This is a genomic window from Woronichinia naegeliana WA131, from assembly GCA_025370055.1.
Taxonomy (GTDB): Bacteria; Cyanobacteriota; Cyanobacteriia; order Cyanobacteriales; family Microcystaceae; genus Woronichinia; species Woronichinia naegeliana.
Genome location: CP073041.1, coordinates 3,621,346 through 3,645,799, shown reverse-complemented (window position 1 = coordinate 3,645,799; position 24,454 = coordinate 3,621,346). Strand labels below are relative to the sequence as shown.

Below are 24,454 nucleotides of genomic sequence, written 5' to 3'. Positions count from 1 at the left end.
ATATCCTTTGTCCTGGAATCCGTTCATTATCGACATCCGCAAAAGTAAGATTAATTAAGAAACCAATCTTCCCCGTCTCCCCCATCTCCCCGTCTCCCCATCTCCCCATCTCCCTTCCAACCATGCCCGACCATTACCTTGAACGTATCCTCAAAGCTCGTGTCTATGATGTGGCGATCGAAACGCCTCTAGATTACGCACCTAATCTATCCACTCGCCTTGATAATCGGGTTTACCTCAAACGGGAAGATCTGCAATCGGTCTTTTCCTTCAAACTGCGAGGAGCCTACAATAAAATGGCCCATTTGTCCCAGGAGTTACTCAAACAAGGGGTCATTGCAGCTTCAGCCGGCAACCATGCCCAGGGTGTGGCCTTGGGAGCCTCTCGATTGGGAACTCAAGCAATTATTGTGATGCCGACGACCACTCCCCAGGTGAAGATTGAGGCGGTTAAAGCCAGGGGCGGTGTGGTGGTGTTGCACGGAGATACCTATGATGATGCCTATCTCTATGCCCGCCAATTGGAGCAGGAAAAGGGTTTAACCTTTATTCACCCCTTTAATGATCCCGATGTGATTGCCGGTCAGGGAACCATTGGCATGGAAATTTTGCGCCAGTATCAGCAACCTATTCACGCTATTTTTGTGGCGATCGGGGGTGGAGGCTTAATTGCCGGTATTGCTGCCTATGTGAAGCGGCTATATCCCGAAGTTAAGATTATTGGGGTAGAACCAGTGGATGCCAATGCCATGTATTTGTCCCTGAAGGCTGGTCATCGGGTCAAGTTAGAGCAGGTAGGGCTGTTTGCGGATGGGGTAGCCGTACGAGAAGTGGGGGATCAGACTTTTCCCCTTTGTCAGCAATATGTGGATGAAGTCATTTTGGCGGATACGGATGATATTTGTGCAGCCATTAAGGATGTTTTTGAGGATACTCGCTCTATTTTGGAACCCGCCGGAGCCTTGGCGATCGCTGGCATGAAAGCTTATGTAGAACGGGAACAAATTACCGACAAGACCTTAATTGCGGTGGCTTGTGGGGCCAACATGAACTTTGACCGTCTGCGTTTTGTGGTGGAACGGGCGGAATATGGAGAACGACGAGAAGCCATTTTTGCAGTCACGATTCCCGAAGCCCAGGGGAGTTTACGCAAATTTTGTGAATGTTTAGGCAAAAATAACTTGACAGAATTTAGTTATCGTATTGCTGATTCCCAAATTGCCCATATTTTTGTGGGAGTACAGATTCAGAATCGCAGTGATGCTACACGCATGGTGGAAACTTTTGTTAAAAATGGGTTTAATACTCTTGATTTAACCGATGATGAATTAACCAAACTTCACCTACGTCACATGGTGGGGGGGCGATCTCCTTTAGCGGATCATGAATTACTCTACCGTTTTGAATTTCCTGAACGACCAGGGGCACTAATGAAGTTTTTGAAAAGTATGAGTCCCAACTGGAATATTAGCCTGTTTCATTATCGCAATCACGGAGCCGATTCAGGTCGAATTGTGGTGGGAATGCAGGTTCCCCCTGATGAACGAGGACAATGGCAAGACTTTTTAGAGGGGTTAGGCTATCCTTACTGGGATGAAAGTCAAAATCCAGCTTATAAATTATTTCTGGGCTAGTTTAGTTCTGGGTTAGTTTTACCTAAATTTTCATCCCAATTACAAAAAAAATTGGATATTTTTATTGAATATTTTTGAGAAGGATGTCCCTTAAGATGCTCCCTAGTTTAATCCTATTTCTCTTATTGTTACTCGTTATTATTTATATTTGGGGTCACCCCTTCTTAATCCATTATTATCACCAACAAATTACCAAAACCCCTTTTTCACCACTTTGGCAAGAAATCCTAGAAACGCGATCGCCCCTTTATTCTCATTTACCCCAACCACTTCAGCAACGGCTACAGGGAAAAATCCAAATCTTCTTAAATACTAAACAATTTATTGGCTGTCAGGGTTTAGTGATTACCGAGGAAATGCGTTTAGTGATTGCGGCCCAAGCCTGTTTACTTTCCCTTAATCAGCCCGATGGCCATTATCCTCAACTCAACACGATTCTAGTCTATCCTCAAATTTTCCAGGTTAAACGACCCGCCGCGATCGATGAATATTTAGTCGAAGAACAATCGTTAATTGTCAGTGGAGAATCCTGGGGGAAACAGGGGCAAGTGGTTTTAGCTTGGGAAACGATCTGTCGAGATTTAGACGATTGGCAAGATGGCCATAATCTCATTTTTCACGAATTTGCTCATCAATTAGATCAAGCCGATGGTGTTCCAAAACTGCGTACCCAAACTGACTACCAACAATGGGCAAGGGTTTGTAGCCAAGAATATCAACAATTATTGAGTCAATTAGAGCATGGGTTAAAAACAATTATTGATCCCTACGGAGCGACTAACCCAGCCGAATTTTTTGCGGTGATTACAGAAACTTTTCTGGAAAATGCTGCGGCTCTGCAACAACACCATCCCGAACTTTATCAAATTCTTAAACAATATTATCAACTTGATCCCATGCTCTGGTTATCCTAATTTATGGGTTGACAACAGATTTCCAGGTGTGCCGCCATTTGAATTTCATGGATAGTAAAAATTTAAACCAAATTTGGGCAGGATAATCCAAAAAGTTAAAAATATCCCCAAAGGCGGCTCTGGCATCTTGATGGTGTCGCCAATGTCTTTCTGGGGTGGTGATCTGTAGTATTTCACAAAGTTGAAAAATGGGTTTTGGTGTTTGCCATTTAATTACAGAAACGTGTCGCCAAACAACGTGAAATTCTCCTAAAATCAAGCCCAAAATAGTGCCTAAGGGGGAAATTTGCCATAGCCAAGGAACAAAAACAAAATAGGGCAGTGCGCCTAAAATACCGTCCAGTAAAACGAGGGGATTGCGGGTTAATACCGCATAGTGTAGAAAACTGCGATTACTGCTGTGGTGAACCAGGGAATGAAACTTTCCAAAAATATGTTCTGGCACATGATACAAAAAGGTCGAAAGAAAGTCTCCAATGAAAAGGAGTAGAATGGCAACTCCAAAAATTTTCAGCACAAATAGGGAGATTATTAGCAAGGCGAATTTCTAACCTCATGGTGATGGAACATTGCCCAATACCATAGGCGATAAATGTTAAGATTTTATAAAAACCTCGTTAATTTTTGATATTTAATAAACTTAATTTTTTGATAACCTATTTTTTACCGATTCTTAAGATTTAGTTCCACAATGACAGGTGTATGATCACTGGGTTTTTCCCAGGTTCTGGGTTCACGATCAATGGTGCAATTGACAGCCTGTTTGTAGAGTTGAGGGGTTAAATAGTGATGATCAATTCGCCAACCGCGATCGCGTTGAAAGCCACCAGTACGATAATCCCACCAACTAAAATGTCCTTTTTCTTGGGTAAATTTCCGAAAAGCATCCTCTAATCCCAAACTTAAAATATCCTGAAGCGTTTCTCGTTCTAGGGGAGAGGCCATAATATGACTGTCTTTCCCTTTGGGATCATGAATGTCACGATCTTCTGGGGCAATATTAAAATCACCGCAAACGCAAAATTCAGGATAATTACTTTGTTTAAGTTGAGTTAAATATTGTTTCAGTAATTTTAGCCAGGCTAATTTGTAAAGATATTTTTCGCTACCAATCTCTGAGCCATTGGGAACATAGAGATTAATAATCCGAATATCATTAATGACACCACTAATTACCCGTTTTTGTTCATCAAAATTTTGGGTTAATGCTTCTCCTAAAATAGGAGCAAAACCAATGGAGATTTCCTGTAGAGGTTCACGACTAAAAATAGCGACACCGTTATAAGATTTTTGTCCTGAAATATAGACATGATAGCCAAGGTTTTCAAAGGGGGTTTTGGGAAAGTCTTGATCAACAACTTTGGTTTCCTGTAAACATAAAATATCTACGGGATTTGTTTTTAACCAGTCGAGAAGATGTTGTTGACGACTGCGGACAGAATTGACGTTCCAAGTAGCAATTTTCATTTAATTAGTTATGAGGTTGTTAAATTTTGCTGAATCAGCTAAGATAGTTTCTTAGCTATAATCATGGAAACCCAGCAGAAATACTATGCTATCAGTTTAAAGTAAGGTAAAAAACTGTCAATTTCATTAATGATTGACCTCGAAAAAGTCTTGACTATCAAACTCACCATGAGGTATTCTACAATATATCGTCGAATATTATTCACTGCAAAATTGAATAATCTTTTCAAAAACTGTGTTCAAAAAAACTAAGTATTCCCCCTCAGGCAAGCAAGTATGATGGAAAACAATTTCCCGATCGCTTTCCCCGTTCTAGGCTGTGGAACCTGGGCTTGGGGAAACCAGTTGCTCTGGGGTTATGAGCCGAAAATGGATCGAGAACTGCAACAAGTTTTTGATTTTTGTGTAAGTCATGGTATCACCTTTTTTGATACGGGGGATTCCTACGGGACAGGAAGATGGCAGGGCAGAAGTGAAAGTTTGTTAGGAGAATTTGCTCAGGCCTATTCAGGCAGTCATGGAACTGATATTTGTGTGGGAACTAAGTTAGCAGCCTATCCCTGGCGATTAACACCACAGTCAGTCCTTAAAGCCGGTCAAGCCTCAGCCCAGCGTTTACAACGTCCCTTGGATTTGGTGCAACTTCATTGGTCAACGGCTAACTATGCGCCCTGGCAGGAACGAATTTTGTTGACAGGGCTGGCCCAACTTTGTGAACAGGGTTTAGCAAAAGCCGTCGGTCTATCCAATTTTGGCCCCCAGCGATTACAAAAAGCGCATCAATTTTTCGGCGATCGCGGTATTCAGATTGCCAGTTTACAAGTACAGTATTCTCTACTTTCGACCTATCCCGTAACTCAATTGGATTTAAAGGTTTTGTGCGATCAATTAAACATTAAACTGATTGCCTATAGTCCTCTCACTCTCGGATTATTAACCGGCAAATATTCTGTTCAGGGGCCATTTCCCTCTGGTCTGCGGGGTTTGCTATTTCGTCAATTACTCCCCCAAATTCAACCACTTTTAGCCTGCTTAACGGCGATCGCGGCCTCTCGACAGAAAACAATGGCACAAATTGCCCTAAATTGGTGTATTTGTAAAGGAACCATGCCCATCCCTGGAGCCAAAACCCTTCCCCAAGCTGAAGAAAATTTTGGAGCCGTTGGTTGGTGGTTAGATGCAGGAGAAATTGAGGAATTAGATCGCATGGCTGGTAGCTTAAAAAAGACAATGGTACAAAATATCTTTCAAAGTCGCTAATTACTCAATTTATGCTAACGTTATTTTCCCCTTCTTGCCAACCAATTATTTTTGTATTTTGACATAGTAGTTGGCCCAAAAAGTGTTAAAACCATAAATTTTAATAGGGTGACAATAACAAGTTTACTCAACATTAAAAAAGAAATTTTATGGGACTTCCAAAGTTGCCAACAGTTATCTATATAACCTAATCGCATTTCCCAAAGATGTTGACTTAAGCCACCAATCCCAAAACTTTTAAAAATATAAACTAAAGGATAGCTAAAAAAGTAAATGGGATAATGATCGACAGCAATCTGCATCCAAAGTAAATGATCTTCGCAATATCGCTTTTGGGGATCAAAACGATAATTCAAACCACGCTTTAGCATGACAGAAGGGGTAACAAAAAAATTAGAAAAAAGAATCTGATTTGGAGTTATGGAAACAATCATAGCGTCTTCATAGTGAAGTATTTTGGAGCAATAAGATAAAAAATGAAGTGTGGGAAAAAAACCGTCAGAACCACTCATTGCAACGTTAGGGTTGGCTATCATCCATTGATATTGAAGCTCTATTTTCTGGGGATGCCAAGCATCATCTGCATCAAGGAAAGCAATATAGTTTTGACTGGCTAAATCCCAACCCTGATTTCTAGCGAAAGATGGCCCAGCATTTTTTGCTAACATTACTAACTTTAACCAATCTTTTCCATAGTGATTTTGTAAAGATTGCAGAATTTCTATCGTATTATCTGAACTTGCGTCATCAATAACAATCACTTCCTGGGGTCTTAAGCTTTGTTTAGCCACTGATTGAATGGCTCGCTCAATGGTTTGGGCAGAATTATAACAGGGAATAATGACGCTAACGGATACCATGATACAATCGCTCCTCGACCCATTGCCAGAGTCCTAATTTTTCTAAAATAGTATGGATAGTGATGGTCAAAAAAGATCGAAAACTAAATAGTAGGGCATTAATTTTTGGTACTAAATGATAACTTAAGCGGATTTGGGAATATTCCCACTCAGTTAGATAGTAATTACCAGAAACACCTCTTGGTTCAGTCATTGAAATAACTTGATCAACGTTGGTAAAAATCACACCTTGATCTTTAAAGCGACAGAGTAAATCGTAATCACTGGCAATTTGATATTTTAAATGATAAAGTCCCCATTGTTGATAACAGTAGTGAGGCATAAAAACAGCAGTATGGGGAACCATTCTATAAGCTAATTTTTGACTATCTCCTTTGACTAGAAAGGGTTTGTCTGGCTCCTTAGCGTTCCCTTCATAACAATTTCCAGTTAGAATATTTTGAGAGTATAGAAGATGCTGCTCCACCATCACAGCGATCGCCGAAGGAACATAGACATCTCCGGCATTCAAAATGCCCACTAACTGACCGTGACAGAGAGAAATCCCTTTATTCATGGCATCATAAAGACCGCGATCGGGTTCACTTAAATAAAAGCTAATTTGGGATTGATATTGCTGAATAATTGACAACGTTGCATCGGTACTACCACCATCAATTAAGATATATTCAATCTGGTCATAGGTTTGCTGAAAAACACTTTCTAGAGTTGCTTCGAGGACAGAAGCTGCATTAAAAACAACGGTAATGATACTGACTAAGGGCCGATGCTCATGCTGGTTTTCAGAGAGTTGAACTTCTCTAAATTGAGAAATAGGAGAAAGTTGCTGCCAATTTTTGACATAATCATCAATAGTTGGAAAATTGTGTAGGGCAGACATCAGTTTAAACCAAGAAATAAATTAAGGGTATTAAAGACTATTAAGAGGTTATTAATTAGTCAGAGAATGAGTCTAGATTATCCTAAATTGTCACAAATTTGTCCCCCTTGAACCGTTAAAATTTGAGAGGCTTTTCGCCATTGATCATCAAATCCTTGAAGATGGGTCGTAGTAATCAGGGTTTGGAAACGATCTTGAATGACGGCGAGTAGTTGGTTTTGACGTTGCAGATCTAACTCTGCTAGTACATCATCGAGCAGTAATAGAGGTGGTTCTCCCACCACTTCCTCAATTAAACTCAGTTCTGCTAATTTCAAGGCTAAAACCAGGGTGCGCTGTTGTCCCTGGGAACCGTAGGATTTAGCAGGAGTTTGATTAATACTCAGGGCAATTTCGTCTCGATGGGGGCCAACTACTGAGGCTCCTAATTGTTGTTCAGCAATGCGTCGTTGTTCAATTTTAGCTAAAAAGGCTTGTTGAACGCTTTGGGGATCATCCTCTGGCCAGACAATATTGGGTTCATAGGCGATCGCCAAAAATTCAGTTTGACCACTAATCTGTTGATGCCAAACTTGGGCCAGGGGAGCCAGACGGGTTAAAACCCTAGCACGACGACGACTAACACGGGAACCCATTTCGGCTAATTGTTGATCCCAGAGGGGTAATTGTTCCAGATCAAAAGTGTTTAAGGGTTGAGACTCTTCCTGTTGTTGACGGAGTTTTTTTAACAGAGCATTACGCTGTTTAAGAATATGTTGATATTGGGTAAGAATATGACTATAAATTGGTTCTAATTGAATGAGCAAGGTATCTAACCAATGACGACGAACTTCTGGTGCACCACGCACAATATCTAAATCTAAACAGGAGAATTGAACGGCATTAATAACGCCTAAAAAATCAAATTGACGACGCACATTTTCCTGATTAAGGCTCAAATTTTTCCGTCCTGATTGCCTTAGTGTTAATGCTAGTTCTTGCTCGACATAATTCCGTTCTAATCTCGCTTTTATCAATCCCGTTTCCTGGCCACCTTGAATCAGATCGCGATCGCGGCTGGTGCGATGACTTTTTAGAGTAGCAAGCAATTCAATAGCTTCTAGAAGGTTGGATTTTCCTTGAGCATTTTGACCCACTAGAATCGTTTTAGGCGCATTAAATTCTACCCATTGATCCGTATAGTTACGAAAGTTTTTTAGATAAAGACTTTGAAGATACATTATCTCTATTAATTTAGATCCTTAGAGTGCAAATTGTTGGGCATGAAAACCAGCATAACGCCCCTGTTGAGCAATCAATTCTTCATGGGTTCCCGCTTCAATAATTTCCCCTTGCTGAAGCACGAAAATACGATTAGCACGGCGAACAGTCGCTAAACGATGGGCAATTACAAACACCGTTCTTTTTTGGGTAATGCGGTCTAGGGCTTCCTGCACCAAGGCTTCTGATTCGGAATCCAGGGCCGAGGTGGCTTCATCCAAAATCAAAATGCCAGGATCTCGCAAAATGGCACGGGCGATCGCAATTCGTTGACGTTGACCCCCTGAAAGATTTACGCCTCTTTCACCCACATAGGTGTGATAGCCCTGGGAAAGTTCAGTAATAAATTGATGGGCATTAGCGATTTTTGCCGCTTCTTCAATCAGAAAAAAATCTAAATCATTCTGACCAAAGGCAATATTTTGGGCGATCGTGCCCGAAAAAAGCATATTTTCCTGGGGAACAATGGCAATTTGATCTCGTAAACTTTTCAGAGTGACATCCTGCACATCATAACCATCAATTAAGACCTTGCCAGAGGTAGCATTATAGAGACGCATTAACAAATTAACGAGGGTACTTTTCCCTGCTCCCGATGCTCCCACCAGCGCAATCATTTCCCCTGGTTGAGCCATAAAATTAATATTTTTTAAGACTGGTCTTCCGACTTGATATTCAAAACCCACCTGTTGATATTCCACTTTACCTGTAATTTTAGGTAAACTAATCGCTTGGGGTTTATCCGTAACCATTGGCTGCACATCTAATAATTCAAAAATGCGATCAATGGAGGCTTCACCCTGCTTAAAAATATTATAATCATTGGTGATATGACTAATGGGATCAATGAGCATGGCTACGGCGGTGATATAGCTAATAAAACCAATACCAGTTAAATTTTTCTCAGAAATTTGCCAAGCTGCTAAACAGAAGAGAAAGACTACTGCCATTGCTTCTAAAAAACCGACTACCACAAATTGTAGAGCCTTAACCTGTTCTGCTAAAAACTGCGATCGCCGATGTTGACGCGCTTCTTCCGCAAACAACCCTAATTGGTAATCCTCCGCCGCAAAGGCTTTAATTAAACGAATACCCGCTAAACCTTCCGTTAACAGAGAGGATAAATTAGAAATACGATTTTGACTGCGGCGACTAAATTTTAATAACTGCTCACCAAAAAAGCCGATTAATATTCCCATTAAAGGAGCGACCACTAACACCGCTAGGGTCAATGTCCAGTTCAGCCAAAACATATAACCGAAGACCACAATTAACTGTAAAACTGAGGGAATAAAGTCATGGAAAAGCTTATTCACCACTTCGCCAATGCGATCAATATCTTCCGTTAAACGATAGGATAAATCCCCCGTTTTGGTGGCTTCAAAATAACTTAAACTTAACCGTTGTAAATGGGCATAGACTTGCTGACGTAAATTGAGAGCGATCGTTAAAGCAGCTTTAGCCATCAAAGAATCTTGCCCATACTGGGCTGCTCCCCTAACCAGAAAAATACCGGCGGCCACTCCTGCTAAGGTGACAATGGCTTGCACATCTCCCGCCCCGATATATTTCGCCATTCGTCCTACCAACCAGGCCAGGATCGGCCAAAAGACAGTAAATACCAATGTACAAAGAAAAGCCAGAAAAATGGTTCGCAGATGGGGGCGAATGTAGGGGATTAATAACCAATAATGGGAGCGTTTCTTCAAAATTTTTCAGCAGAATTTGACTAAATATTCTGATCCTATCAGATTTTTGTTGTTTTGGAGTAGGAAAGTTACCGATTGGTTAACCTCCCTAGGTATAATGCAATTTTTATCTGTTTTTCCTATTTTAAATAATCTAAAAAGGATCAAATATTAACCTATTTATATGAAACTTATCTCAAGATAATAAATCTCTAATTTGTGTCGCGATCGCCGCCGATCCACCTGCCAATCCTACGCGCTCTAAACCATTTTGTTGACAAAGAGCAAGATAATTTTTATCGCTTAAAATGGCAATAATACGATTTGCTGCCTCGGAAAAAAGAGTATTCCCCTCAGGATTTTTGCCGATGGTAATAACCGAAGAACCTAATAACCGCATCTGGGCCTCCGCAAAAGCATAGGTAAATTGAGGGCCATCTCCAGGAATTTGTACAACCGGTTTTCCTAAACCCACTGCCTGTTCCACCGCCGTTCCCGCCATCCCGATCGCCAAATGACATTGCTGTAAAATATCAGAAAAAGCATCCCAATGACAATGGGCTCGACAATGATGTTTAAGCAATTGACCTGAACCTAAATATTGCCAGTTTAATTGTTGGGCTAGGGCTGCTAAATTTTTTTCGGTAATACTAGGAACTAAAGCGGCACAAAATAAATAATTTTCTTGCTCACTAATTGCTTCACAAACTTGTAATTGTTTACCCAAATTATTAATCGCTTCTGGAACACGACTCCCTGGCAAGAGGGCAATCATGGATTGATTAGGATCAGGTTTTAAATCTTTACCTTGAGGCTCTAAAATATCCATAATCGGATAGCCAGCGAAAACCGCGTTTTTCATGTCTCTCTGCTGTAAATCCTGGGCAGTAAATTGATCCCTGGTAAAAATCTTTTGACAACGGGGCGATCGCAGACAATATTCAGTAATTAACGGTAAGCGAATCGTTCCTTCGTAATAACTAGAAGTCGAAACAATAAAAGCAACAAACGGTTTACCGGTAATATAGGCAAAGGCGATCGGTACAATATCCCCCACTGCAACCGCTAAATCAAAATCATGACGATGGGCTAAGATAGTCTGGATTTGTTGAATCGTTAAGCGAATTAAACCGGAGGCAATATCTTTTAACCAATTTAACGGATTAGTATAAATAATTCCCCCAGAGGGTAAATTTTGGGTGGGGCCAAGGAGGGCAAGTCCTAAACGTTTGTAGGCATTTCCTAAACCCACTAAAGGCATAGCAGCTAGAGAGAGATCAGGATATTGTTTCTGAAGGGATTCAACCACTAAACTGGCATTTAGATCTTCTCCATGCCCATTACTTAAAAATAAAATATTCATAGAGCTAGGATCGGAAAGTTAGGGTTCAATGAGATAACTTGACCATTGTGTTTTCTCCTCTGCATTGACCTGTCGTTGTAATAATCGCCAACTTTTGCCTTCGCTTTGACGTTGCAGATAAATCTCAAAGGCATTCCGTTTTTGGGTAACGGTTTGTCGGGGCAAGGTGAGGGTGACATTATAAAAACCCGTCAGATGATAGGCCGGTAACTCACTGATCACAATCGGTTCTAGGAGCTTAACCTGAATTTTATTGATCGCTAATTGGGGAGGACTGGTCTTCAGTTGTTGGCTCAAACGTTCTTGAGTTTGCTCTAACTGCCAGACGATCGCCTTTTGAACAATGTCACCATCGGGGGCAAGTTCGAGGGGAGCCGTCGTTGCTTGACAAGCGGTCAGCCAGAAACAGCACCAGAGAGCGAGGATGAAGGAAAGAATACGAATGACACGCATCGGAACTTACTAAACAGATTCTTCTATTTAAGCCCTAAAGGGAACGGTTTCCCACCATGCCAGCACCTCATCCTTGCCTAAATTTGGGGGACTAACTAGAGAATGAATCGTCGTACCAGCAAGTAATTGACCTTTCAACTCGCAAAAAGCCTGACCCTCTTGTGAGATAATTTCTTAAGAAAAATTATTTTTTACCTTCAACGGTAGAAGTAATCAATAACACTTCTTTTCACAGTTTAACGCTGCTTTTTCAAATATTTTAGGAGATCACACCATGAGCGCGGAAAGTATGTTAGTCAATGGAGCCTTTCTTTTAATTGGTTTAACCCTAGTGGGTCTAGCCTGGGGCTTTGTGATTATTAAACTTCAAGGTGGTGAAGAGTAACAGTTAGTATCCTGATAAAATCTAGTCAATCCTTTGATGGGGCAAATGTCAGGCTATGTTTTATTTGGGACAATGTTCTAGACCTGTGGATCGTATTTCTGGAAGACAGTCAGTCTATTCATTGTGACGTGTCCTATCCACAGATTCAGGACACAACCAGGCCAGGAACGGTATTTGTGCCGATGCACTGGGGAACACTCTGGGCAGACCAAGCTGAAGCCAATGAATTAACCCATGCGATCGCCTGTCCAATTTCCCATGAACCAGAGTTAAAAGCCTGTGCCGTCCAGATTCGGGTAGTGCGATCGCGTTTTTAAAATACTAATTTTAATCATCCTTCCTTTTTATTGATAAACCAAAAGATCGCCCTTTAATTTTAATAAAACAATGGATTTGGGAGCCAAACCCCTACCAAATCAGGCTATTTTGTAGGGGCGAATTGCGATCGCAAAACTATTCATTGGACAAGGCGTTGTCGTTCAGCTAATCGTTCTTTTGTCGGGTTGCCTGTTTTTAGCATGATGACAATATGTTCAATGCGCTCATATTCATCTAACTCAATTTGTTCTGAGGGGGTAAGTTTTCCTGCATGCTCGCGTTCTAATAAAGTTTTTAGGCGTTCCTGCATTTCGGCTGTGGGTCTGAAGTCTGAGATTTCTTGGGGGGTAGGATTACTGGCAATAAAATTAAGAATATAGTGATATAAATGAGCGGGTAAGGTGGAGGAACTTTTTAAAAAATTAGGTAGATGTTGACTTAACCAGTCGGCAGGATTTTCTCCTGTTTTTTCTAACTGTTCTAGGAGTTCATCGGGGATATCTAGGGTAATTTGTGCCATGTTGAAAATTCGGTTTGTGTAATGGTTTAATTTTAACAAATCGCCCTTTAATTTTAATAAAATAATGGATTTGGAAACCAAACCCCTACGAGGACATTTTGGCTGATCGCTTGGTCTGAATCATCATTCTAATATTGCCTGTAAAACTGCGCGGGCGGCCTCGGCATATTGTTGAACGCTTGGCAGATCGGGAAACTGTTGGGCAATTTCCAGAACTTCTTCTGCGAGAGTAATAGAGGCTTCTGGTTGATCTTGTTTATAAAAAAGACTGAGATTAATCAAAGTCATGGCAACCTTGGGCAGAAAAGAACGGGGATTCTCTACCGCTAATTTTCTCCTAATCTGCAAAGCCTCTTGGTATTCTTGCTCCGCGATCGCCATTTCATTTTTATTCCAATGCAAAATAGCCAAATTGTTGAGAGTCATGGCGACATCAGGCAGAAAAGAACGGGGATTCTCTACCGCTAATTCTCTCCTAATCTGCAATGCCTCTTGGTATTCTTGCTCTGCGATTACCATTTCATTTTTATTCTGATGCAAATTAGCCAAATTGTTGAGAGTCGTGGCCACATATTGCAGAAAAGAACGGGGATTCTCTACCGCTAATTCTCTCCTAATCTGCAATGCCTCTTGGTATTCTTGCTCCGCGATCAACCTTTCATTTTTACATTGGTGCAAAACAGCCAAATTGTTGAGAGTCATGGCCACATCAGGCAGAAAAGAACGGGGATTCTCTACCGCTAATTCTCGGTAAATCTGCAAAGCCTCTTGGTATTCTTGCTCGGCGATCGCCACTTCATTTATATCAAGGTGCAAATTAGCCAAATTGTTGAGAGTCATGGCTACATCGGGCAGAAAAGAACGGGGATTCTCTAACGCTAATTCTCGGTAAATCCGCAAAGCCTCTTGGCATTCTTGCTCGGCGATCGCCATTTCATTTTTATTCCTATGCAAAACAGCCAAATTGTTGAGAGTTGTGGCTACATCGGGCAGAAAAGAACGGGGATTCTCTACCGCTAATTCTCTCCTAATCTGCAAAGCCTCTTGGTATTCTTGCTCCGCGATCGCCATTTCATTTTTATTCCAATGCAAAACAGCTAAATTGTTGAGAGTCACTGCCACATAGGGCAGAAAAGAACGGGGATTCTCTACCGCTAATTCTCTCCTAATCTCCAATGCCTCTTGGTATTCTTGCTCGGCGATCGCCATTTCATTTTTATTCCTATGCAAAACAGCCAAATTGTTGAGAGTTGTGGCTACATCGGGCAGAAAAGAACGGGGAGTCTCTACCGCTAATTTTTGATAAATCCGCAAAGCCTCTTGGTATTCTTGCTCCGCGATCAACCTTTCATTTTTAGCGTAATGCAAAGCAGCCAAATTGTTGAGCATCGTGGCCACAAGAGGCAAATCTCCTAAATTTCTATAAATCTGAAGAGCTTCTGTGTAGTAAAGATTCGCTTGATCCAATTGATTATGTTTTTGTAGAAATACAGCGTAGGCAAATAAATTGTCCGTTGTTTTCAAGGCGCGTAGGGACTCAGCAAAATATTCACAGGTCTGCTCAAAGCGGTTGGACTGCTCATAAAAAGTGGCCCAGAGTTGGGCTTTAATCAGAAACTCGTTGGCGATTTGTTCACGGCTGGCTCTGACTTCGGCTTTTTGTTGATCAAGCTGTTGGTCTTTTTGCAGTAGTTTATTCAAATCCTTGACCATTTCCTCCGCTTGCAGAATGGCATCCGCTTCCCGAAATTGCCCTTGATCAAAATAGTCCTTCGCTTGTCGTAGGCGTTCCGTATTGATTTCGATTTTGCTAAAAGTTTCGGCTAACCTGACAATATTTTCCTTGAACTGCTCTAACTGCGCTTCCAGTTGTTGTAATTCCCCAGAAATTTCTAATTTTTCTAAAGGATCAGTTTCTAGCCGTAAAAGCCTTTTTTTATCCTTAATCCCAGCCATCAAAGCTTGATAATCAGGAGATTGCACAATAATATTCTGAGTGACCTGATTACGATCGCCAATCGCGCCCACAGGACTATTTTGTAAATTCAGATTGTATGTAGCCTCATTCATAAAAAATCCTCAAAATATCCTAAAAAATGCGGTAGGGGTTTGGTTTCCAAATCCTAACTCAATGGGCGAACGCCATTCGCCCCTACAGAATGATTTTTGGGATCACGGTTTCGACCCGAAATTCATGATCACCTTGCCGCGATCGCCAATCACCCCGATCTGGCTTCCTTTCGCATCAATATTAAATTTACTTTTTGCGGGAGCCTCTTCCAGAATTTGAGCAATTTCTGCCTTTAAAACCGCATTATCTGGCGCATTAAGAATTTTATCCAAATGATAGGCCAGAGTCGTCTTCGCCATTTCATTATCAGGATTAATCGCCACATCCTTTGCGATCGCCAAAACGCCTGGCTCGGTGTTTATCTGGGGAGATAACTTATTCCAAATCTCCTCTGCTCCTTTTTCCCCCAGCTTTTCCGAACCTTTTTCCATCGCTTTTTGCCCCAACCCCATTAAAAAAGGTAAGTAAGGCGTTAATAAACCCACTAACCAAACAATATCCATAGAAATCTCTGCTAAAAAGTTTTATTTGTCTATTTTAAACGAGATCAAACCCAAAAAGCAAGAATACTTTGATCAACATAAAATCTGTTAACTATTCACTATCAATTATTAACTATTCCGCGATCACCCCTAACTTCAAAAATCAACTCTTGGGTAAAAATCCAAATAACTTAGCCCCTCCTGCAATTAACGCAGCTAAAACTGCCACCACAACCCCACGATTCAAAAACTCTTGATTATCCAAACGCTTACCAAGCCCATCCACTTTCCCGTCTAAGGTTTTAATTTCTCCCGATAACCTTTCATCAAGAGCCTTAATATCTCCCGAAAGTTCAGCTTGCCCTACCTCTAACTTAGTTAAACGTTGATTAACTTCTGCAAACTGACTATCCATCTTGTTTTCAAGACGTTCAAACTGCCGATCAATTTTCTCGAAACGCGCATCCAACTTCTCGAAACGTGCATCCATCTTCTCGAAACGCGCATCTATTTTATCCTCAATACGTTCGAGGATGTCTTCGAGGCTATAGGTGACGGTGGTTTTAGGAGTGGTAGTCATCGCGGATTAACAGCACAATAACTTTGATTATAGACGATCGCCCCTGTTCGTAAAAAGAAACCGCGATCGCACAGTTAAACCCTGTGTATAATCAAAATATCAATACGAAGTGAAACCTGAACTATGAAAACTCCCATTCATCCCCAATCAAAACCCCTTAACAATTTACCTAACCCAGAGCAAAAAACTAGTGATATTCAATTTGACTATAATGCTGAACCAATTTGGGAATTAGCCGCCCGCCTTTCTGCTCAAGTTCCCCAAGAAGAATGGGCCAAACTTCCTACCGATTTAGCCCGCAACTTTGATCATTATCAACAACAGGATAATTCGTGAGAACCGTTTTTGCAGATACAGGTTATTGGGTCGCACTCCTTAATCCCCAAGACGATCTACACGCGATCGCCGTTAATTTATCTAAAATTCTGGCTCTCCTGAATAAAGAGTTATAATCAAAACTTATCACGAAAAGCAAGCTAAAAAGCGACTTCGCATATTATCAAAGTTAACAAATCCATAAGCTTGGGAACTGGTATCGTCTGATCAAAGTTGGAAAAAGTTATGGTGTAAGGCTTTGAGAAAATAGAAAAATATTTTAAGACTAGACATCGGCCCGTTTTTATTATACTATTATTATTGTCATTATATCAAAGAAGAAGGAAACAGAAAACAATGTCAATATTAAAGAAAAGCTCTATGGAAATTCTGAATGATGTTGGCTTGTGCCAAGAGAAAGAGGATGCCTTATTCAAGAAAAACTGTCCTCATTGCTATAGTGAAAAAATAAAAATACATTCTCATTATCAAACGAAAGGTAACGGGGAACGTAAAATGTTCATTTGTCAAGAATGTAGTTCTTGTTTTGCTGAGACTTATGGTAGCGTAATCGCTGGCTTAGAAACCCCATTAAGTGAAATTGTAAAAGTATTAAAAGCCAGAATGGAAGGAATAGGATTAAATGCAGCAGCCCGAGTATTCGGCTACGCGAAAACAACAATATTGAATTGGGAAAAGAAATTATCAGGATTACAAGAGACATTATTTTTATACGCCTTAGTGAATGAATTTGTTAAATTAGTAATAGAAGGGGATGAACTATACACAAAAGTTGGAAAAAATAAAGAAGCAAGTGCCTCTGAGGGGTGGACAATCGTTCTCATGGACAGGGCAAGCCGCTTTATTTGGCATTTAAAATGTGGTCGAAAAGAGCAGAAATTATTTCTAGTGGTCTGTCAATTTTCTATTTGTGGATAAAGACGCTTGAGACGGATACGAGCCTCAGCCGTCGTGAATTGCCAATCTACCGACTTTTGGGAATGATTGCGCTGAGTGTACCAAGCCGTTGTTTCTTGCTCTAAAGTTTCCCGATCTGGAATTCGACGAGCTAGGCATTGCCGAGTCATTGCGGACAGCTCGTTTTCAGCAATATTAAGCCAACTGCCATGTTTTGGGGTATGGTGAATTTCCAACCGTTCGACTAGACGACGAGCCGTGGAAGGCTCAAATGCTTCATATAGTGAGGCAAGTTTGTGAGTATTTAGCTGATCACATACTAAAATGACTTTGTCGTTATCAGCATAGTCGTTATCGAGTAAATTCTTAATTTCTGTTGCCCAGTCAACCGATGTTCTACGTTCACTGACAACTGTCTTTCGCCACCCAGACAAGGGTTCTGTAAACATAAAGATATTGGCTGTTCCATTGCGTTCATATTCGTAATCATGCGCCTCTGGCTGTCCAGGTTTGGCTGGTAGAGGAAGGCGGGTTTCTTTGACCAATTGTATAGGTTGCTCATCCATGCAAATCACTGGACAATTGGGGTCATAGGGTCGGTGATAAATTTCTAGAACATCTTCCATGTTAGACACAAATTCGGCACTCTTTTCTGGTGGAATCACGTACATCTGTCGCAGATGAGGTTTTAGTTCGTTTTTTTTAACACTTGACGCACGGTTTCGTGACTAATTGCTGGCACAATTTCTAACTCGACCGCCTTGTCGGCTAGTAACCTCAATGTCCAACGGGCTTGACCAGCAGGCGGTTCTCCACAACGTAAGGCGATTAGTTTTGCTTCTACCTCTCCATCAATAATCGGTTGACGAGGCGGCGTTTTGCGGGGCTTGCGGCTTAATGCTGACTCCACACCTTCATTGACCAATCGCTCCCTGAGATTGGCGACTGTGTTGCGGTGACAACTAAAGGCGGCGGCAGCTTCCTCATCCGTCCATCCTTGTCCATTCACATCAATGTTTAACAGAATATTGGCGTGCTTAATTTTGTAAGCCGCTCCTTTGCCGATGGATACCAAATCTTTTAGGGTCTGACGTTCTTCTTGACTTAATCGGACAATATAGGTCTTGAGCATGGTTACTTATTACGATATCTGTTGAGGTAATGAATAGCCTCTCCATTTTCCCTCAAATTCACAATCTTTAGCTTGACAGACCACTAGGAGCCAAGGTTGTTATTTTTATCGAAATTACTGCCTCTTTTCATCTATCCCCTCGGATTGATTACCTTACTGATAGCATTCAGTAGTTATCTCGCCTGGAAAAAGCGATCATGGCTGCAGTTTCCCCTAATATTAGCCCTGTTATTACTTCTCTTAACTGGTAATCGTTGGGTGAGTGATGCCCTGTTAGCGTCCCTTGAACACCAAAATTTACCGCAACATTTACCGTCTGCCGAAGCCATTGTCATCTTAGGTGGAGGGATCTATTCCGCCATTCCGCCCCGACCCATGATTGAAGTGTCTGAAGCCGGCGATCGCGTTTTATATGGAGCCAAGTTATACCGTGAAGGAAAAGCTCCTTTATTAATCGTTACCGGGGGAAGAATCACTTGGTTAAGTCAAGGCCAACCCGAAGCCAAAGATATGGCTAGTTTGTTGGAATTTTTTGGAGTCCCCCCTAGGGCGATCGTTGAAGAGCCTCTATCCCTCAATACCTACGAAAATGGAGTCAATGTCAAAAAAATCCTAGAAGCACGGGGAATTAAGCAAGTGCTATTGGTAACATCGGCCTTTCATATGCCCAGAAGTAAACTTATTTTTCAAAAACTAGGAATAGATGTTATTGCTGCACCCACAGATTTTCGGATTGAGGTCGGCCAAACAGAACAGTTCACCCTCGGCACCATCTTAATTAATCTGATTCCCAATGTCGATTCCCTAGCCCAAACGACTCTAGTGCTCAAAGAGTATTTAGGGATTTTTCTTTATGCAATTTAAGCTCTATTCCTCAAGGTCTTGCTCAATGATTGCCCTCTGTTGACAAAATATCTATCTTTTTCTGAAATTAAGATGATAGTAACGATAAAATTGCTCGTGACTAATCTTGAACATTCTTGAAGCAAGCAAGAACAGAAATGCTGTGACATTAAAATAAATTCTATTAGACAATGCAAGTATTCATAAAAAGAAAGAGTTTCTAGAGAAAATAAAAGAGAAAATGCCAAATTTAATAATAGAGTTTTTACCAGAGTATAGTCCAGACTATAACTTAATAGAGTTAGTATGGCATTCAGCAAAAGAGTTTATTGCCAATCGCCTATTTAAATCAATAGAAGAACTAGAAGAAATGCTTAACCGATTACTCTGGTGGGGCGACAAGAGTAGGTAAAAGTCCTGTGTAGCAAGGATTACAGTAGGGCGTTGCTTAATCAGGGTATGAAATAGAATTTTGCATACATCTAGAAACCAGTGTGAGTCAATGTTTTAAAAATTGCATCTTTAGAGATTCATACCTCAAGTCAGCAACGCCGGATTACAGTAGAAAGAAACAAGACAAGATACTCTATAAAAGAGTACAATAACCCCAAAAGGAAAACATGATAGCAAAAGAATATGAAGCCACTCTACAAGAGAATCTAAGTCGAGCCGAATACTTATTCCTATTTGTAGTAGTAGGATGCTTGCAAATATTACAAGATATGAGGTTAGAAAGAATAGCGGAAGCTCTACCAATTCCCATCTTAATGGAAAGTAGAAGGAGAAAAATACAGAGATTTTTAAATCTGGAAAAACTAAGTATAGAGAAAATCTGGTTTCCCTGTGTAAAAGAGTTAATAAAGAAGCCAGAAAAATGTGTTAAAAATGGTTGTGTATATCTAGCAATAGATAGAACAAATTGGGGTGTAATAAACATCCTGACAGTAAGCTTAATTTATGAGAAAAGAGCGGTGTTAGTATATTGGGAATTTTTAGACAAAAAAGGAAATCGTAATTTAACGGCTCAAAAAAGGGTATTAGAGAAGGCAATAAGCCTATTCTCAGAATACAAAATAGTGATATTAGGGGACAGAGAATTCTGTTCAGTCACACTGGGAAAGTGGCTAGGAAAGAAGGGTCTATACTTTTGTTTGAGACAGAAAAAGACGACAAATGTGTCGGAAGATGAGCAGCTTTACCAAGAAATGAGAGCGTTGGGATTATCCCTGGGAACAAGTCTATTTTTGAATGAAATAAACGTTACCAAAATGAAAGGATTTGGAGGATTTAATTTAGCCTGTAAATGGAAAAAGACCTACGGCGGATTTAAGACAAAAGAGCCTTGGTTTATCTTGACAAATAAAGACACTAACAAATTTAAGTTGCTTTGAAATTCCGACAAAAACCATAAACCACCCAGAATTTTCCCTCAAAAGACAAAAAGAGGCCATCAAAAGACCTCTCCTTGTATATTCAAAAAATGGTATTTACAGCAGACCTGCATTTGTTCCAGGTTTGCCCGTAGCCAATTGTACCTTAACAATTTTGCCACCCATTTTCATAATCCGTTGCTGTTCGCTAAACCAATTATCAAAGGGAACTAATTTGGTGAAATAGGTATTTTGTAATTCACGCTGTGTCCGAATGCGAGTTTGGCTAGGAACACAAGCCGTAATTTTAAAGAACCGCATGGGGGAGCTTCTCCTGAAAACTTTCAATCAAAAAAGATGAGGCTATATACAGCAAGGATCGGGAGTCAGAAGTCAATACTAGACCGTTAAAACTCATTCTGTTAATCACAAGAGATAAGCTTCAAACCCTCTAGCACTCACTCTAGACTTCCCGAACCTAAAATCCTAAAACCAGACTTGGTTATTAGGTCTCATTAATCTAGCTTAAGCCAGAGCTAATGTAGTCGAGGTAAACACCCATTTCTTTACCAGCATCAGCACCTACTAAGCTAGCAGTAACTTCTTTGATCGCTTGAATCGCTTGAATGGTAGAAGAAATAGGAACACCTAAAGAGTTATAGGTTTCTTTTAAACCATTGAGAACGCGCTCATCCAAAATGGAAGGATCGCCTGCTAACATTCCGTAGGTAGCGTAACGGAGATAGTAGTCCAAATCCCGAATACAAGCCGCATAACGACGAGTGGTGTACATATTGCCACCGGGACGGGTAACATCAGAGTACAGTAAGGATTTAGCAACTGCTTCTTTGACGATGGTAGCTGCGTTAGCACTAACAACACTTGCTGCACGAACACGCAGTTCACCCGAAGCGAAGTATTTGGTTAGTTTTTCGATCGCACTACTATCAAGGTATTTGCCTTGAACGTCAGCAGAGTTGATTACAGCCGTAATTGCGTCTTGCATAGTTTTTTTGTTCCTTGAATCTTGCTTAGTGTAAAAATGGCTCAAACAAAAGAAAATCTTTTCGTTGATTACGTTTAAGTCCAAAAAGGGACTAGTGGCACGTCAACTTTATTTTGATGGGTTGCTAGATTCTCAAAGCCTTGCCAAAATAGACTTACGGGTTCTTGTAGCCCCTCATTTCAAGCTTGACAGACCACTAGCTCAACGCACCAACAACATAATCAAAGTAAGCAGCAGCTTCAGAAGCATCGCCGGCAGAGATTAAGCCTAAGGAGACATCTTTGAGTTCGCGGACACCTTGAGCCACTGCACCAACGTCAGTTCCTAAGGATTTGTACATTTCACGAACACCGACTAAGCCGATTTCTTCAATGGGGGTAACATCACCAGCTACAACACCATAGGAGATCAGACGAAGATAGTAATCCAAGTCACGCAGGCAGGTAGCAGCCATCTCTTCGCCGTAAGCATTTCCACCAGGGGAAACGATGTCAGGACGTTTTTGGAATAAGCGATCGCCAGCTTGTTTGACGATAGTTTCGCGAGCACCAGTGAGGGTTTCAGCGATACGTAAACGAGCAGCACCGCCAGTTACGAAAGCTTTGATTCTATCTAATTCACCAGGGCTGAGGTAGCGAGCTTCTGCATCAGCATTCACGATTGACTTCGTGACGATACTCATTGATGGATTCCTCCCGAAAAATAAAAGTTAAGAATGGTGTTAAGCTGACCTTTTTAACCAAGACGGATTACATAGGAGCAATTGAGCAGACACTCAATCGTCCAGCAACCTGTCCCAATTATTCTCAGGCATTGTGATCCCCTTCGTAATCATTCCTTAACAGTTTGTAACATTCTGCTCAGGAAGACCGACTAGGATTTGGTTTCTAGTTTAGAGGATTAGGGGGTAATTGCTTCAAAAAAATGGCAATTTTGACAGGGGCCAGACGGATTTACCGCACAGCGGATCATCCGTGTCAACTTAAAGGAATGGGTTCCCAAATTTGTTGATTGAGAGCGGCCTTTTCTCGATGTCGCTTTCTCTCAGCTTTGACCAAACCAAATAACTTAGCACGTTCAGCCAGATAGGTTACTGTATCAGGCTTTTCTCCTCTAGCAATAGCCTTCGCTACATAGTATAGACTCCGAAACACCATCTCTACTGAGATTTTTTCTTTCGGTTGATTTAGAGCAATCGCCACTTCCCCTACCAATTGATTTAAGACCGTATAGAAAATCAAAGTGCAAATAATCTGGATTTGGACACCATTCTTATTCCCTACCCATAAATAGGCTAGTCCTAAAAGTCTTTTCGTTAATAAAAAGGCTTCTTCGATTGTCCATCGTCTTCGATATAAATCACAGACCTCTTCGGCGGACAGTTGTTCGGGAGACAACACATTTGTTAAATACTGATACCAGATTGTTCCCCATAATACTGAGACTAATCTCACCGGATGCTTGCAAGGATTAGAACGGTAATTTCCCATAATGATAATCTCATCTCTGTAATGACTACCTTGAGACAATACTTGTTTGGTTTTGTAAGATGTACCCGCTCTAAATCTGGTTAGAAAAAACTTTTTAGCTTCTGTTAACAAATCAAACCACACAAAGCTAAAAAATCCCATATCTACGAGAATTAAACCATTTTCTGGTAATTTAGCTGCCAATTCTTCACACCATATTTTATCATTTGATTTATCATTTTCTGTGTACCATAAAGTAACGGGTCTTTGGGTAAAGGCTTCCACTACCATCATTATTTTACCCCCCAATTTACTCTTTTCTTCTTTACTTATTTTCATATTTTTCCTTATCTGCTCTAGCGTTTAGCCATCTGCTATCCACACTGCACTAAACTTTTCTCTTATTTTTTCCCATTTTTCTCCTACTTGGAGCTTCTTCCCTTTTTCGGCTGCTTTTTCTAACACTCCTTTTAGTAATATTGCAAATATTTCGGCTGGCACATTCATCATTCTTTTTGATACTGCCTGTTTGCTTACTTTTAATGATGCTACCCATAGCAATCCCTCTTCCTCTAACAGTCTTACCGCTTCACTTATACCCGCTATTTGACGATACACTATACTTAACACTAATGCCACCATTACTGGTAAATTTAGCACCCTATCTCTCATCATTTTCTCATGAGTTCCCTGTAAATATTTTAATGGTGTAAACATTGTGGGTTCTAGTAATTCAAACAACTCTTTTGTTATTTCAGGGATTTCTACCCCTGGCTGATTTGTCTTACGACGTAAGTCTGGGTTTCCTTTTCTCCGAGGATGTTGTCTTGCCATTTGTTTTTTGCTCACTTTTTTATATACTAACCTTTTTTTCAGCCTACTCTTACTTCCGCCTGCTTTTAGGCTAATCTTTTGTGAGTAGGCATTTTGGCTTAAGTTGACACCAATGACAGCGGATCAGTTCCGAACGGGCATTAAAGCGACAGGTAACATCCCCTATGGGCCCCTCTCTATTTAACTCACTGGTTTCACCGCTTTCCACTGAGGCATTGGCTGGACAGACCTGTAGAGAAATCTTGGTGAGGCAATAGCCCCCAATTTTATATTGGTAATGGTGATGACGCTCTAAAACCGCATAAACCTGTCCTGCAAATTCTAGATAATTACCCGGTTGCGGCATCCAATCGAGATACACCTTCCCCAAGGACTGACGAGGATGGGCCACAATGATCTCAGTCGGTAACAATTCTGCTGCCATGCGGTGAA

At 40.9% G+C, this 24,454-nt stretch carries 26 protein-coding genes and 3 pseudogenes; 11 read left to right on the top strand and 18 right to left on the bottom strand.

The window, feature by feature from the left end; translation table 11 throughout:
• Window positions 1-122: 122 nt before the first annotated feature.
• Complete coding sequence (ilvA, locus tag KA717_18455; protein UXE64283.1) at window positions 123-1,634, top strand: threonine ammonia-lyase, biosynthetic; 1,512 nt, start codon at window positions 123-125, stop codon at window positions 1,632-1,634.
• A gap of 125 nt (window positions 1,635-1,759) precedes the next feature.
• Window positions 1,760-2,548, top strand: coding sequence for a zinc-dependent peptidase (locus KA717_18450; protein ID UXE64282.1), 789 nt, complete (start codon window positions 1,760-1,762; stop codon window positions 2,546-2,548).
• 1 nt (window position 2,549) lies between these two features.
• On the opposite strand, the gene KA717_18445 is transcribed toward KA717_18450, so the two are convergent.
• Window positions 2,550-2,993 (bottom strand): sterol desaturase family protein, encoded by a 444-nt coding sequence (locus tag KA717_18445; protein UXE64281.1) that lies wholly within the window; start codon window positions 2,991-2,993, stop codon window positions 2,550-2,552.
• 218 nt (window positions 2,994-3,211) lie between these two features.
• Window positions 3,212-4,015: an exodeoxyribonuclease III gene (gene xth, locus KA717_18440; protein UXE64280.1), complete on the bottom strand. Its 804-nt coding sequence runs from the start codon at window positions 4,013-4,015 to the stop codon at window positions 3,212-3,214.
• 276 nt (window positions 4,016-4,291) lie between these two features.
• Here xth and KA717_18435 point away from each other — a divergent pair, with 276 nt between their 5' ends.
• Entirely contained in the window at window positions 4,292-5,275 is a 984-nt protein-coding gene (locus KA717_18435) for an aldo/keto reductase (protein UXE64279.1), read from the top strand.
• Window positions 5,276-5,295: 20 nt separating this feature from the next.
• Here the strand turns inward: KA717_18435 and KA717_18430 are convergent, their stop codons facing one another.
• The 6 genes from KA717_18430 to KA717_18405 form a co-directional block, all read right to left on the bottom strand.
• On the bottom strand, window positions 5,296-6,066 hold the full coding sequence (locus KA717_18430) for a glycosyltransferase family 2 protein (GenBank protein UXE64278.1): 771 nt from the start codon (window positions 6,064-6,066) through the stop codon (window positions 5,296-5,298).
• Between the two features lie 55 nt (window positions 6,067-6,121).
• Entirely contained in the window at window positions 6,122-7,015 is an 894-nt protein-coding gene (locus KA717_18425; GenBank protein ID UXE64277.1) for a glycosyltransferase, read from the bottom strand.
• Window positions 7,016-7,092: 77 nt separating this feature from the next.
• On the bottom strand, window positions 7,093-8,235 hold the full coding sequence (recF, locus tag KA717_18420) for a DNA replication/repair protein RecF (protein UXE64276.1): 1,143 nt from the start codon (window positions 8,233-8,235) through the stop codon (window positions 7,093-7,095).
• Window positions 8,236-8,256: 21 nt separating this feature from the next.
• Window positions 8,257-9,918, bottom strand: coding sequence for an ABC transporter ATP-binding protein/permease (locus tag KA717_18415; GenBank protein UXE64707.1), 1,662 nt, complete (start codon window positions 9,916-9,918; stop codon window positions 8,257-8,259).
• Window positions 9,919-10,159: 241 nt separating this feature from the next.
• Entirely contained in the window at window positions 10,160-11,326 is a 1,167-nt protein-coding gene (locus KA717_18410; GenBank protein ID UXE64275.1) for a lipid-A-disaccharide synthase-related protein, read from the bottom strand.
• Between the two features lie 18 nt (window positions 11,327-11,344).
• Entirely contained in the window at window positions 11,345-11,779 is a 435-nt protein-coding gene (locus KA717_18405) for a hypothetical protein (protein ID UXE64274.1), read from the bottom strand.
• A 274-nt stretch (window positions 11,780-12,053) separates the two neighbouring features.
• On the opposite strand from KA717_18405, the gene KA717_18400 reads away from it, so the two are divergent.
• Together KA717_18400 and KA717_18395 are read left to right on the top strand one after the other, a co-directional pair.
• Window positions 12,054-12,164 carry a PetM family cytochrome b6-f complex subunit 7 gene (locus KA717_18400; protein UXE64273.1) on the top strand — a complete coding sequence of 37 codons (111 nt, stop codon included), beginning with the start codon at window positions 12,054-12,056 and terminating at the stop codon, window positions 12,162-12,164.
• A 161-nt stretch (window positions 12,165-12,325) separates the two neighbouring features.
• Window positions 12,326-12,481: pseudogene (locus KA717_18395) on the top strand (hypothetical protein).
• Between the two features lie 140 nt (window positions 12,482-12,621).
• On the opposite strand, the gene KA717_18390 reads toward KA717_18395, so the two are convergent.
• From KA717_18390 to KA717_18375, 4 genes are all read right to left on the bottom strand, one after another.
• Window positions 12,622-13,002: a hypothetical protein gene (locus KA717_18390; GenBank protein ID UXE64272.1), complete on the bottom strand. Its 381-nt coding sequence runs from the start codon at window positions 13,000-13,002 to the stop codon at window positions 12,622-12,624.
• Window positions 13,003-13,125: 123 nt separating this feature from the next.
• Window positions 13,126-15,072 carry a tetratricopeptide repeat protein gene (locus KA717_18385; protein UXE64271.1) on the bottom strand — a complete coding sequence of 649 codons (1,947 nt, stop codon included), beginning with the start codon at window positions 15,070-15,072 and terminating at the stop codon, window positions 13,126-13,128.
• A gap of 102 nt (window positions 15,073-15,174) precedes the next feature.
• Window positions 15,175-15,576 (bottom strand): hypothetical protein, encoded by a 402-nt coding sequence (locus KA717_18380; protein ID UXE64270.1) that lies wholly within the window; start codon window positions 15,574-15,576, stop codon window positions 15,175-15,177.
• 142 nt (window positions 15,577-15,718) lie between these two features.
• Window positions 15,719-16,135, bottom strand: coding sequence for a DUF4164 domain-containing protein (locus KA717_18375; protein ID UXE64269.1), 417 nt, complete (start codon window positions 16,133-16,135; stop codon window positions 15,719-15,721).
• Window positions 16,136-16,258: 123 nt separating this feature from the next.
• Between KA717_18375 and KA717_18370 the strand changes: the two genes are divergently transcribed.
• A complete protein-coding gene (locus tag KA717_18370) occupies window positions 16,259-16,471 on the top strand; it encodes a hypothetical protein (GenBank protein UXE64268.1) in 213 nt (70 codons plus the stop codon).
• Window positions 16,472-16,807: 336 nt separating this feature from the next.
• Complete coding sequence (locus tag KA717_18365; protein UXE64267.1) at window positions 16,808-17,389, top strand: hypothetical protein; 582 nt, start codon at window positions 16,808-16,810, stop codon at window positions 17,387-17,389.
• Here KA717_18365 and KA717_18360 read toward each other — a convergent pair.
• Window positions 17,368-18,500 (bottom strand): IS630 family transposase gene (locus tag KA717_18360; GenBank protein UXE64266.1). Its coding sequence is split into 2 segments (ribosomal slippage): window positions 17,368-18,080 and window positions 18,080-18,500, totalling 1,134 coding nucleotides; the frame shifts between segments, so codons are not numbered across the junction. The genes KA717_18365 and KA717_18360 overlap by 22 nt on opposite strands.
• Before the next feature lie 96 nt (window positions 18,501-18,596).
• On the opposite strand from KA717_18360, the gene KA717_18355 reads away from it, so the two are divergent.
• The 3 genes and pseudogenes from KA717_18355 to KA717_18345 all read left to right on the top strand — a co-directional run bounded on the left by KA717_18355 (window position 18,597) and on the right by KA717_18345 (window position 20,734).
• Entirely contained in the window at window positions 18,597-19,364 is a 768-nt protein-coding gene (locus tag KA717_18355; protein ID UXE64265.1) for a YdcF family protein, read from the top strand.
• Window positions 19,365-19,521: 157 nt separating this feature from the next.
• Window positions 19,522-19,731, top strand: a pseudogene (locus KA717_18350) (transposase).
• 232 nt (window positions 19,732-19,963) lie between these two features.
• The gene (locus KA717_18345) at window positions 19,964-20,734 is read left to right on the top strand and encodes an IS4 family transposase (GenBank protein UXE64264.1); all 771 of its coding nucleotides are present in this window, start codon (window positions 19,964-19,966) and stop codon (window positions 20,732-20,734) included.
• A 96-nt stretch (window positions 20,735-20,830) separates the two neighbouring features.
• Here the strand turns inward: KA717_18345 and KA717_18340 are convergent, their stop codons facing one another.
• From KA717_18340 to KA717_18330, 3 genes are all read right to left on the bottom strand, one after another.
• A complete protein-coding gene (locus KA717_18340) occupies window positions 20,831-21,034 on the bottom strand; it encodes a phycobilisome linker polypeptide (GenBank protein ID UXE64263.1) in 204 nt (67 codons plus the stop codon).
• A gap of 199 nt (window positions 21,035-21,233) precedes the next feature.
• A complete protein-coding gene (gene apcB, locus KA717_18335; protein UXE64706.1) occupies window positions 21,234-21,719 on the bottom strand; it encodes an allophycocyanin subunit beta in 486 nt (161 codons plus the stop codon).
• A 196-nt stretch (window positions 21,720-21,915) separates the two neighbouring features.
• The gene (locus KA717_18330; GenBank protein ID UXE64262.1) at window positions 21,916-22,401 is read right to left on the bottom strand and encodes an allophycocyanin; all 486 of its coding nucleotides are present in this window, start codon (window positions 22,399-22,401) and stop codon (window positions 21,916-21,918) included.
• Between KA717_18330 and KA717_18325 the strand changes: the two genes are divergently transcribed.
• On the top strand, window positions 22,401-22,538 hold the full coding sequence (locus tag KA717_18325) for a hypothetical protein (GenBank protein ID UXE64261.1): 138 nt from the start codon (window positions 22,401-22,403) through the stop codon (window positions 22,536-22,538). The two genes, KA717_18330 and KA717_18325, sit on opposite strands and share 1 nt — an antisense overlap.
• A 158-nt stretch (window positions 22,539-22,696) precedes the next feature.
• Here KA717_18325 and KA717_18320 read toward each other — a convergent pair.
• Both KA717_18320 and KA717_18315 read right to left on the bottom strand, forming a co-directional pair.
• Window positions 22,697-24,022, bottom strand: a pseudogene (locus tag KA717_18320) (IS4 family transposase).
• Window positions 24,023-24,092: 70 nt separating this feature from the next.
• The gene (locus KA717_18315) at window positions 24,093-24,446 is read right to left on the bottom strand and encodes a DUF6464 family protein (GenBank protein ID UXE64260.1); all 354 of its coding nucleotides are present in this window, start codon (window positions 24,444-24,446) and stop codon (window positions 24,093-24,095) included.
• Window positions 24,447-24,454 lie beyond the last annotated feature (8 nt).